Consider the following 12,421-nt stretch of genomic DNA (forward strand, 5'->3'; position numbering starts at 1 on the left):
GTTTGTGCCAAATGCCCTGCCGCTTGATTTAGGCACAATGCCAAGTCATACATTCACATCCATGTGACTGGATACCGGCATCCATGCCAGTATGACGGTGCTGGCTGGGGTTCCTTACTAATCAGGAAGTTTTATGAGACTTTTATGCCGTTTGTTTAAATTTACCCAATATTTATCACCCGATAGCGATACTCATTTTAACCAAGTAGCACCCTTATCTGATGTAGTTGTCCGTCATCCTGTAAGGTAATGCCATTGCCGTTTAATTGCCGTACTCCGTCCATTTCTATCAGGGAGACACCCCGACACACGCCATTCGGATTTTCAATTGAGATTTCATAGCGGCTAGTTTCGTGCTGATAAAAAATGCTGTAACTGCGCCATGCTCTGGGAATACAAGGATCAATGACCAATTTGTCGGCGCGGATTTGTAAGCCCACGATCCATTCCAGTCCGGCACGGTAATACCAGCCCGCAGCTCCCGTATACCAGGTCCATCCACCACGTCGAGTGTGGGGTGGCTCGGCATAAATATCCGCCGCCAGCACATACGGCTCGACCTTATAGGCATAAACGCCAGTGCGGGTAGCTGTACGGTTGATCGGGTTCAGCATTCGCAGCAATTCTGCCGCTTGGTCACCTTCACCGAGCATGGCATAGGCGATGACAGACCAAATTGCCGCGTGAGTATACTGACCACCATTCTCTCTCACGCCTGGGGGGTAGCTCTTGATATAACCCGGATCCCGATCGGTCTTGTCGAAGGGCGGAGTGAACAGCAACACCAAGTCGTCACCGTAGCGAACAAGATATTCCCGCACTGAATTCATCGCCCGCTGCGCTCGTTCGTTTTCGGCAGCACCAGAAATGACAGCCCAGCTCTGAGCAATCGAGTCGATTCGGCATTCGGCGTTGGTGGCGGAACCGAGTGGGGTGCCGTCATCAAAATAAGCTCGTCTATACCATGCCCCGTCCCAGGCTTCTGCTTCTACCGCAGCTTTTAGTTGGGTAACATGCGTTCGCCAGCGAACGGCATGATCAATATCACCCCACGTCTCTGCCACGCTTGCGAATTCTGAGAGCGTAGTAATCAGGAACCACGCCAGCCAGACGCTCTCCCCCTTGCCCTGGTTGCCTACCCGATTCATACCGTCATTCCAGTCGCCGCTCCCCATCAGGGGCAGACCGTGCGAACCCGTCTCCAGGCTCAGGTCGAGCGCACGTGCGCAGTGTTCGAAAAGAGTCGCTTGAAGCATCGACTGGGTCGGCTCGAAATAGGCATCATCCTGTTCAGCCCCAAGTTTGATCCCTTCCAAAAAATGCAACTCTTCCTCAAGCACCTTAGCATCGCCGCTAACCTTGATATAGTGCGCTACGGCATAAGGTAGCCAAACACGGTCGTCAGAAAAACGGGTACGCACACCTCGGCCAGAGGGAGGATGCCACCAATGTTGCACATCACCTTCGGCAAACTGACGCGCAGCCGCACGAAGGAGATGGGTGCGGGTCAGGTCAGGTCGGGCGACTGCCAAAGCCATGCTGTCCTGCAATTGATCGCGAAAACCAAATGCTCCACCCACCTGATAGAAACCCGCTCTGGCCCACATACGGCAACTTAGGGTTTGATATAGCAGCCAACCGTTCAACAACAGGTCAAGCTCCCGATCCGGCGTTTTCACCTGAACCTTTCCGAGAACCTGCTCCCACAACTGCTTAACCTTAGTAAACGTCGTTGCTACCTCTGCTGCTCGATAGCGCTGGATCAACTCGCTGGCATGAGCGCGGTCATTGCCTTGACCCAGCAGAAAGAGAAGCTCGATGCTCTCGTTGGATTTGAGTTCCACCACCGTGTCCAGCGCAGCACAAGGGTCAAGCCTGGCACCGACGCGGTTTTTCAGTGCATTGGAACTTAGCAAGCCCGCCGGAGCGTCCAGGCTTCCGTTACGTCCGATGAATTCAGCCCGATTCCCTGTCCATCCGGTCTGCCGTCCAGCGAGATCGGCGAAAGCGATACGTTGGCCGAACTCCACGTCCCAGGGGTTGTATGCGAACAGAGCGCCCGTTTCCGAATCCAGTTCGGTGATGATGTGCGGTGCGGTCACGGTACGCGAGGCACCTAGTACCCATTCCACGTAAGCCGTGACCGTCAGCCTCCGGTTTCGCCCGGACACATTCTTTAAGGTCAAAACCGAGATCTTGACCGGATCGTCGGGGCTGACGAATTGCAGCAGCTCGCTATGAATCCCATGCGAAGCATGTTCAAAACGGCTATACCCTTGTCCGTGGCGAATCACATAACTCGCATTGTCGACCCGAATCGGCAGGGCAGTTGGAGTCCACAATTCATTCGTTTCATCGTCACGCAAATAGAAGACTTCCCCTGGAGGATCGCTGACCGAGTCGTTCGACCACGGGGTTAACTGGTTTTCGCGGCTGTTACCAGACCAAGTGCAGCCGCTGCCAGACTCCGAGACTATAAAGCCAAACTCAGCGTTGGCGATCACATTAACCCAGGGAACTGGTGTCCATTGGCCGTTATCGAGTACGATCACGTATTCGCGTCCATCTTCGGCAAACCCACCTAGTCCGTTGAAAAGCTCAAGCGGAGGTGGTTCCAACCGAAGTGAATGAACTGCGGGAATAGGCAAGGCTTTGAGTGCAATGTAAGCTGCCTCTGGTCGGGAGAGCCTCAACAATTGTTCGGCTAATGTACCCCGGTTGCTGACGAGCATCGCGCGCGCCACCGTTTGGAATAACCGTCGTTCTTCAACCGAAAGCTGATCGGCCCGCATGACAAATATTGCACCATGGTTTTCATGTTCATGATGAGACGAGAGCGCTTGGTTCTCCCGTACCATCCCTTCCAGTAAAGTCTGCAAGTGATCAATATAGGATAATTCCTTTTCATTCAAGATCACCAGATCGACAGCAAGGCCTTTCATGCGCCAGTACTCGTGGGCGCGCAGCGATTGTTCGACAATTATACGGTCTTCAGGCTCTTTTACACGAAGCAACACGATAGGCCGGTCTCCAGAGATACCATGACGCCACAACCCGGTGACATTCAAGGTATTCATCTGCATCAACTTACCGGCTGGCCGTAGCGAAAAATTGGTGTAGAGCAAGCGGTTAGCCAGATCCTGAAAAAGCTGAGCCTCATCCGGCTTAGTTCGTAAATGATGCAGTTGTACTTGGGCGTGAGTCCAGGCCATGGAGGACACGCGATCAAACACTTCTATATTGTGATATTTTTCTGCCGTATCCACAATCGCCTGGCGTGAGGCTGCAACCAGAGTGGTGAATGTGACATGTGCGGTTGTGCCAGGTAGGATGCGAACCCGTGTACGCAAACTGAATATCGGATCCAGAACTGAACCCACCGTATTGGTCAGTGGGCGGCCATCCACCACTGCAATCGGTTCGCGCAGCGTTTGTCCACGCCCAATGAAGCGGGTTCGGTCAGTTTCGTACTGGAGTCCATCGCCAGTTCTACGTCCGGCCAACACATGAGCTGCCCAGATAATTGGCTCACTAGACACTCGCGGACGCCGCTGCGCGATCAGCCCACGCACTTGGGGCAGATACTCGGTCTGCACGAACAGATTTGAAAATGCGGGATGCGCGATATCTGCAGGCATTGGCGCAAGTACAATCTCCGCATAAGAGGTGATTTCGATTTCCCGAGTGCGCGGCCCATTATTGGTTAAGCTCAAGCGACGAATTTCCGCGTCGTCCTCGGGCGAGATGATGATCTCCAGGGCGCTTACCATGCTGCCGTCCGTGCGCCTGATACGGACACGGTCTTCGGCAAAAAGCGTCTCGTAGTGGTCGGGGATCGCCGCCGTCGGTTGGTATCCGGCAGACCACACCCGGCCGCTTGCCACATCACGCAGATAAATATAACTGCCCCAAGCATCCCGCGTAACGTCTTCGCGCCAACGCGTCACGGCAAGATTTTTCCAAAGGCTGTAACCCGATCCGGCAGCAGTGATCATCACCGCATAACGGCCATTAGACAGTAAATGTGCGGAAGGCACTGAAGACGTGGGAGACGGAATCCGCCTGACTGGTGGCTGTAGTGTTTCCTTAACCTCAGCAAGTCCATGCACAAGCGGTATATCACTGGTATCCGCTCCGCTTGGAATGCGTTCCTGCAACAACAAGTCGGCGGCCTGGATCAGCGATGCGCTATGGAAACGATGACGCATCGCCCCGTCATGGACTACATTGGAGAAGGCCACCAGGGACATGCCTTGGTGGTGTGCCATATAACAGCGGACTACCGCGACGCGCTGGCCTTCTGCAAGCCGGATCGGGGTGAAATCGAGTGCCTCATAGAAACCGTAGCGACCCAATGCACCCTCCTTTTCCAAGCGTGCGAAGTTTTCTACTGCATCATGCGGGAGGTACATCGCGCCCAAGGCGGTGGCGTAAGGGGCAATGACCAGTTCATCGCCCAAACCCCGCTTCATCCCCAGACCAGGTACGCCAAAAGCAGAATATTGATAAGTGAAGAAGAGGTCGCGGCCATTGAAAGCCGACTCCGAAACGCCCCACGGCACACCGCGTTCTTTGCCATATTCGATCTGTCGCTTCACTACCAGTCGGCAGGTCTGATCCAGCAGGCTATAACGAGGGGTAAACATCACTAAGGAAGGCATCAGGTATTCAAACATCGATCCCGACCACGACAGCAGCACGATACCATGGGCGGCGCGTGTTACCCTTCGTCCAAGGTGGAGCCAGTGAGTGCTTGGCACTTCGCGCTTGGCGATCGCGACAAAACTTGAGAGTCGTGCCTCGGAGGCAAGCAGATCATAATAATTGGGATCAAGTGTTGCTTCCATCACTCGGTATCCGAGTGAGAACATGTTGCAACTGGTGTCGTAAAGAAAACTGAAATCCATTTCATGGAACAACGCTTCAAGTTTTGAAGCTAACATTTCAAGGCGGGATGTTAACATTTCAGCCTGCTCTATGGCACGACGAAGACACATCAACAGCGCTTCCCTATCAATATGCACCAGAGCTTCATTAGATGATGTTTCTATCTCATCCAATACTAGCCTATAACAGCCACCCATATCACTCAAGTGGGTATCCAGGGACAGGCTTTTCCAACACCCTGTCGTAGATTGGTTTTGTTTTTCTGATTCAGCTAGAGCAGCTAAGTCACCTGAAAAACGGATCCAAGGAGTCAGGTTATCGACATCTCGTGTATGGGAAAGAATGTCATCATGTAACAATGTAGCCCAAGCCAATAGCTCACTTTCGCCTTTATCGTTCCGTTCGTCGGAAAATGAACGAACCATGTCCAATAGCGTGTCTGCTTTAATTTTTAATTGCCGCCACAGAAGACTCCATTCTTCTGCGCCAGTTGGTGACTTATCTAATAATTCACCAAAGGCAACAACTTTTTGCCGTAGCTCTTTCAGGGTAACGGTATGCGTCCGACGATCATCGGTAATTTTTTCCAACGCGGCCATTAGCAACTGATGAGTATCCATAAGACCGATCAACGCAGAGGAAAAATTGGGCGGTCGCCTCAGCATTTCACGACTTGCCTGCGCCAATGTGATTAGATGACCCGCCAGATTGCCACTGTCCACGGTCGATATATACGGCGGCTCCAGAATGTGCAGGTCTCTGGTATCGTACCAGTTATAAAAGTGTCCCTTTAGACGAGGAAGAATAATGAGAGTCGTCACTGTGACTTCAAGGCGGGCGACAAAATCCATCAGCCCAAGCCAGCCAAAATCACGGGCGGCCACTACGGACAACAAATATAGCCCAAAATTGGTGGGTGAGCTGCGATGGGCAATTACAGGTTGCGGATCTTCCTGAAAATTATCCGGCGGCAGATAGTGCTCCTCCGCCGTCACAAAGGTCGTAAAAAAGAGCCAGATACGCCTTCCGATCAAACGCAATCGGACGCTATCTTGAGGCAGCAGGGCTTCGGCCCGATCAAGTCGCGGCGGGAGGCTCAAGGTACGGGCGACGACTGGCGCTAGCCACCACAACATCAGGAACGGTGCTGCGACCATGATTTCCCCCGGATTGAACAACAGCACCACGCCACCAGCACCTATGACGACCGTAAACGAGCTACCCAGAGGGCTGATGAGATTCTTAAGCGTATGACCAGACGTTGACTTTGCTTGCAGGGCGGTGACCCATTTCAGCATTTGGCGCCGGGTAATAAACAACCGCACCAAGGTGCTGACAATGGCATCTATCATCCGACATGCTTGTTGCGCCAGTAAGGTCAACGCAACCAAGCTGTTGCCAATTGCCCATAGTATATTCTCTCCTACCGAACGCAGATGCGTACTCCGGGAGATACCCCGACGAGGTAAGGTAAGCCCATCCTTGAACGCCATAATTACCGGAAAGGCCAACGCTGTCAGCACAAATCCGATCAGTATCAACTGCGGTGCATTGGGGGTTGCCCAGGTTGCCACAAGAGCAAAGAAAGCTCCCGGAGCCGAAAGGGATCGACGTAAATTGTCGAGCATTTTCCAACGCCCGATTACGGGCATACCCTTACCGAGAGAGCCAAAAATCCAGGGTAACAGCTGCCAATCGCCACGAACCCAACGGTGTTCCCGCGATGCCGCAACCCCGGCGTGGGAAGGGAATTCTTCGAAAAACTCGATATCACTCACCAACGCACACCGTGCGAAGACACTCTCGAACAAATCATGGCTGAGCTGGGTGTTGTCTGGCACACGTCCAGCCAACGCAGCCTCGAACGTGTCTACGTGATACAGGCCTTTGCCGCTGTATGTGCCGAGTGCGAATAGATCCTGATAAAGTTCGGATACCGAACTGGAGTAAGCATCGGTGCCTGATGCACCAGCAAAAATCTGGTGAAACATTGAGTGTTCCTGCCGATGCGGCAGGGTCGGTGTCACGCGTGGCTGGAAGATGCCATAACCATCCACAACACACTGGGTAATCGGATCGAACACAGGCTGATTCAACGGATGGGCGGCTACGCCCACCAATTGAGATACAACTCCCATTGGCAACTTCGTGTCGGCATCAAGGGTAATGACATAACAAACTCCAGGCGGTGCGGTGGCGGGTTTGCCGTCAACCGGCAGAAAAGAGGTATCAGCAGCGCCACGTAACAGACGGTTGAACTCGTGCAACTTACCACGTTTGCGTTCCCACCCCATCCACTTGCCTTCACTGGGATTCCACAAGCGTTTACGGTGGAACACAAAGAATTGTTGTTCTCCGTACTTGGCATTGAGCGCGGTCACCGCAGTGGCGGCTACATTCAGCAGCCGATCATCGTTCGGCATCGTTTCCAGTTCAGCATCGTTCCAATCTGACAACAGGGCAAAGCGCACATGGCTGTCTGGATTGGACAGATAGCGGATTTCCATCTGTTCAATCTGCTCCTTTACCCCTGCTACGCTAATGAACAGCGTCGGTACGACAACGAATGTACTTAGCGTTTCAGGTACGCCGCCTTTCAGGGCTAATCTTGGCAGGTGACGTGGCGGAAGCCTCCCAATGATAAATCGGTTCATCAGGCCGACGGCGATATCCGATGCAGGAAACACGCCAAACAGCGCAAGCAGGAACAACTGAAGCTCGCCAAGTCCCGCAGTTAAACTTGCGCTCAATGGAAGCGCAAGCAGCAACAGTGTCAACAAAACCAGACTTCCCACATAAGCAAGACCCGCATGGGTGACATAGACGCGTAGAAGACGTTGTTTGAATGAAGGTCGATAGCCGACTTCTCGTTCGAACACATACCGGCCTGTACCAATCAAGTAGTAGCCTGGTTCCTGCTTCTGCTGTCGTCCGTTGGCAGTTGAATGTTCGCTGGAGTGCAGAACCTTGTCTATCACTTTGCGGGCGATCTCCAACTCCGAATGCGGCGAGCGTTTTGCGAGATCCTCGATCGCGTGGCGATAACGATCGCGGGTCAGAAAATCCATGGCTTCGTAGCCATTATGAGTACGCAGGCACTCTTCCACAAGGCTCACGTCCTCGACGAACTGAGGCCACTCGAATGCGGAGATAGCGCGCATGCTGGTAATGATGTTGCGTACCGTCAGGTTATCGGCTATTTGGTCGGCGTGTTCCCGATGCACTATTTCACCTAGGCTGACATCTTGCTCGTTCAGCCATTCGTTCAGGAAATCGAGGGAGACTACCGCACCCGGATGAGGTTCATGCAAACGCTGTAGGATTTGGACGGCGTATGCCTGACGCAGAGGGTCGGAAGGTAATACCGCCGTAGGGGGTGGCAGGTCTGGCTTATCGGTTTGTGCGGCGATTCGTTCGACGTGATCAACAAACTCATCCGCCAGCCTACGGCTGGTTTGAGAACGCATGATGCGAACGGCCAGGCGGCGAAGATTCTCGACCAGCAACACGCGTAGAGTAATCGGTATCGCCCAGAGTTCACCTATAGTGAGGGGTTCGACGTTTTGATAAGCCCGTACGAAAACAGTCAGTAACTCTGGTGCGAAACGGCTGTCGTTATGTGCCACCAATGCCCAGGCAATGCCGTAAATTCTAGGATAGCCTGCCAGCACACCTTCGGTTAACTTGGGCAGCTCCCGGTAATAACTTTCGGGCAAGTCGAGGTGTATGTCGGTGACTTGCCCTTCGATCACATGGAAATTATCCAGGAGCCATTCTGCCGCCGGTGTGATGGCGTGTTGCTCATGTACCGCCTTGGCGACAACTTTATAGGCGGCATGCAACACACGGGAATTCTCGCTTACCCGTGGGATTAGTTTTTGTCCTTCCTTACGGCTACTGACTTTTTGCGCTTTAGCCAAACTGACTGCATGTTGTGCTAGCCGTTCGGTGCTGAACAATTCGAACCGGATGGGTGCTTCTTCACCACCTGGATGATCGACTCTACTATGTCGCCTTTGTTCCCGGCGCTTCGCCATGGTTTGATTCTCCGAACCTAAATAAAAATAAGCGAGCCACTATCTGTGATAGATTTTGGCTACTCCTAGCAACCAAAATCAACTCGCTAACGTGACAACCCTCGACGCCCGGTCGCGATGCTGGGTGTGAAGCCTATGACCGCCTTTAATTCAACGACCTTCGGTTACACACCCTGCATACGCACTTTTGAAAACTAATCGACTTTCTACTTAACAAAATAGACATTGCATAACCCGCACGAAATTAAAGAACTCACACCGTCTAGCTATGAAGGTAAAAACGGAACGGTATTACTTCGGGGCTAAATTCTGCCCATTAAGATCAAGATTATTAAGACGATCAGGATCAGCCCGATCCCACTGCTGGGCCTATAACCCCATTCCCGGCTATGAGGCCAGGCTGGAATGACGCCAATAAGCATCAGGATGATAACTATGAGTAAGATTGTGCCTAGTGACATGGTAGTGCTCCTGTTAAAGAAAAAATTGTTAAACTGAATGATATTACAATATGGTGTGGCCTTGCCTTAGGGCGATCTCTCACTTGATGCTATGGCCCATTAGCCCCAATACACCCACGGCAATCAAATACACGGCCACAAAATAATTTAAGAACCTTGGCACCAGTAAAATTAATATTCCCACCACAAGTGCCAGTAGGGGTTCGATTGCGATATTCATTGAGTTCTCCTTAAAATGGTAAACAGCTTAGAAATAGCATAACAGCAAGATCGGACGCTGTATATGCGGTATAGAACACAAGACCGCTGTCAACGAAAGATAGGTTCCAGATTCTTGATATTTGATGTGGCGGATGATTTTATTTTCAGTTGCCAGCAAGGTGCTGAAAATCATCCCGTAAACAACTATCTTGCGTTAGAAGTGGTAATGCGCTCCCAAGCCTATATATTCCACTTTATTTTTATAAAACTGCCCACTAGGGGAATAGCCGTTATAGTATTCCACAAGAATCTGAAGCTTACGGCCTAGTACTTGTAGGTTTTCAAACTCAACACCCGCTCTGGCTGATATATCTGTACTCCAGTTATTTTCATCAAAATTCTTGAAGTCAGCGGCAATAATTGGCCGCAATGATGCAAAATCCAGACGCCAAGGACTCCTAAACTCGATGCCATATTGCGTCGACCACACCCTAAGCGTCGAAGGTTCTGTATGGAACAAACCACCCCCACCACCATATACTCGCACACCATAAGGCAACTCGTAGGAAAGCTTGAGATCCGCGCCTTCATAACTAAGGTTCACGCGTTCAAATTTTGTGTTTACCTTTCTGAGCAGGAATTCGTCGCCAAGATGTGAACTCTGATGATAAATGCGACCAAACGCTGAAAATTTACCGGCGCGCATACTGGAGTAGGCTGATGCAATAAAATCGGTATTGACAAGATCAGATGATGAGGCATTCAGATTGAAGTCACTAAAAACCCCGGCTTGAAGCCCTGCTTCCCATTGCATACTGGATTGTCCGAAGTTACCACGGTACAACGGTACAGTTTCACCGAAGCTAACAGAGGCTATATCCCTTCCATCAAAATTATCGCTCTGAAAATTGCGGTAAGACGCTGATAAATGCGCCCAGCGCGGATCTGCCAGTAAAGGCTTGAATAAATGCCCTTTGGGTAGAAGTCCTGTTGGTAAAATAGTGGCTTCCGTTGCTGACACAGTTTCATCACCCGCCACCTGAACAGGCTGTGTAAGGGCGGTCATTGATTGCTCGCTAGTCATTTCCGATACTTTTACAGCTTCAACCCCTGGGATTTCCGATAATAGTTGTACCGCTTTGGCTTGGTCAGCGGCTTGCAGGCTACCGGTCGGCAAAGTAATGACAGCATCCCGTACAATTAAAGACGGCATATCAAGCTTTAAATTTTGTTTGAGAACGCCTGCGGCATAACCGGCAATGTATGTGTCATCAGCTGTTGTGGCATGGGCAAAGGATGTAGGCAACAGCATAACACCCAGGACAGTAATAAATCGTAAAAAAGCCATTATTTTTTACTCGATGCGTTAACACTTACAATCAGGTCAGTTTGCACTGCTTTTACATTCTCCTGACTACGGGCGACTTCTATTGCTTTGGCAATACTTTGTTCGGAATCAACCGTGCCGCTCAACTTCACAATGCCTTTGTTTGTGGTCACTTCGATATGGGATGCGCCCAACCAGGAACTGCCCAATATTGCTGCCTTGACCTTCGTGGTAATGACCGAGTCATCGATGTATTCTCCGACTGTTTCGGATTTACCCGTTGTCGAATCCTTAATATCATCAAGTTTTTTTTCTACATTTTCTTCGATTTGATCGACTTTGTCCTTTGCCTGCTCGGAATTTTCATCAACTTTATCTTTGGATTCCTCTAATACGTCTTTAGAAACTTCAATAGATTGGTCAATGTTCTCCTTCGCTTGTTCAGCATTCTTATCCAAAGAATCCTTCAAACCTTCAATTTGTTGATTAGCAGCTTTATTCGATTTTTCAATCGTTTTTTCAGCATTATCTGCAGCACTATCCATTCTTTGCCCTGCCTTTTCTGATGAGCCATCGGGTTGACAACCCGCCAGTCCTAGAACGGCTGATAAACAGGACATCACAAGAATTCTACTGGCTATAAATTTTTGATTGTATTCTTTTGTCGTTTTCATGGGTTTTTCCTTTGTGTTGTGTGTTTTAAAAGTGTGTTGTGTGGCATAGCGTGGTACTTCTGTTTTAGTGTTAGAGAAAATTTTCAGAGAAAAGATAATCTCACTATTTGGAGCAAGCGGAATGCGTTGAAAACTCAGTTGGAGATTAAATGATGAGATTAGGCCTTGTCTGTACGGTATCGTACATTAGTCATTAGTAGTTGATATTCGTGATCCCAAAATTGATAAAAAACCCGCCTTCAAAGCGGGTTTTATTTTTTGGCATCCAGAAAATTCTGGCCGATATTTTGGTCTTAATATTTCATCATTCACCGAACCAGACTAATTCAACCCGGCGGTTTTGTGATTTGCCTTCTTCGGTGCTGTTGTCAGCAATAGGCATATCTTCGCCGTAACCGTGCGCTGTCAGCCTGTTGGTCACGCCTTTCATGCTGAGGTAATCAACAACGGATTGCGAACGTTTTTGCGACAAACGCATATTATATTTGCTGCTGCCTTCACTGCTGGTATGTCCACGGACTTCGATATCATTTTTTTGTGGGTAAGCGATGAGGTTTTCTGCAACACCGTCAAGTACGGACATTGCACCTGGTGTCAACTGCGCTGAATCATACTCAAAATTAACGCCTTTCAGTTCAAGGCTTAATGGACAACCTTGTTCATTCACCTTGCTACCTGCCATTGTGCCTGGGCAAGTATCGATACAATCATTAACGCCATCGGAATCTGAGTCTAAGGTTGAACAATCGGTAACAGGTTCCGGTGCGGCGGCTTTAGGTTTGGGCCCCAAAGGAACCACAAAGCCAACGTTGAGGATCATATCATGATATTCAT

The 12,421-nt window shown here is 50.4% G+C and carries 6 protein-coding genes; all 6 read right to left on the minus strand.

Annotation, left to right across the window (positions count from 1 at the left end; translation table 11 throughout):
* Window positions 1–197: 197 nt before the first annotated feature.
* A complete protein-coding gene (locus tag ACLQ6D_RS09765) occupies window positions 198–8,924 on the minus strand; it encodes a GH36-type glycosyl hydrolase domain-containing protein (protein WP_411727095.1) in 8,727 nt (2,908 codons plus the stop codon).
* Window positions 8,925–9,226: 302 nt separating this feature from the next.
* Window positions 9,227–9,385: a DUF3309 family protein gene (locus ACLQ6D_RS09770; RefSeq protein ID WP_411727096.1), complete on the minus strand. Its 159-nt coding sequence runs from the start codon at window positions 9,383–9,385 to the stop codon at window positions 9,227–9,229.
* 79 nt (window positions 9,386–9,464) lie between these two features.
* Window positions 9,465–9,605, minus strand: a complete 141-nt coding sequence (locus ACLQ6D_RS09775; RefSeq protein WP_411727097.1) for a DUF3096 domain-containing protein — start codon at window positions 9,603–9,605, stop codon at window positions 9,465–9,467.
* Window positions 9,606–9,800: 195 nt separating this feature from the next.
* Window positions 9,801–10,934: a DUF1207 domain-containing protein gene (locus tag ACLQ6D_RS09780; RefSeq protein ID WP_411727098.1), complete on the minus strand. Its 1,134-nt coding sequence runs from the start codon at window positions 10,932–10,934 to the stop codon at window positions 9,801–9,803.
* Complete coding sequence (locus ACLQ6D_RS09785; RefSeq protein WP_411727099.1) at window positions 10,934–11,587, minus strand: BON domain-containing protein; 654 nt, start codon at window positions 11,585–11,587, stop codon at window positions 10,934–10,936. Before ACLQ6D_RS09785 ends, ACLQ6D_RS09780 begins: the two co-directional genes overlap by 1 nt.
* 304 nt (window positions 11,588–11,891) lie before the next feature.
* Window positions 11,892–12,421: OmpA family protein (locus ACLQ6D_RS09790; RefSeq protein WP_411727100.1), on the minus strand; the 530-nt coding region annotated here is incomplete at its 5' end.

This window comes from Methyloglobulus sp. (assembly GCF_046714055.1).
Classification (GTDB): Bacteria; Pseudomonadota; Gammaproteobacteria; order Methylococcales; family Methylomonadaceae; genus Methyloglobulus.

Coding starts and splice junctions, on each gene's coding strand:
- ACLQ6D_RS09765 (WP_411727095.1), bottom strand. CDS start 8,924: ATGGCGAAGCGCCGGGAACAAAGGCGACATAGTAGAGTCGATCATCCA.
- ACLQ6D_RS09770 (WP_411727096.1), bottom strand. CDS start 9,385: ATGTCACTAGGCACAATCTTACTCATAGTTATCATCCTGATGCTTATT.
- ACLQ6D_RS09775 (WP_411727097.1), bottom strand. CDS start 9,605: ATGAATATCGCAATCGAACCCCTACTGGCACTTGTGGTGGGAATATTA.
- ACLQ6D_RS09780 (WP_411727098.1), bottom strand. CDS start 10,934: ATGGCTTTTTTACGATTTATTACTGTCCTGGGTGTTATGCTGTTGCCT.
- ACLQ6D_RS09785 (WP_411727099.1), bottom strand. CDS start 11,587: ATGAAAACGACAAAAGAATACAATCAAAAATTTATAGCCAGTAGAATT.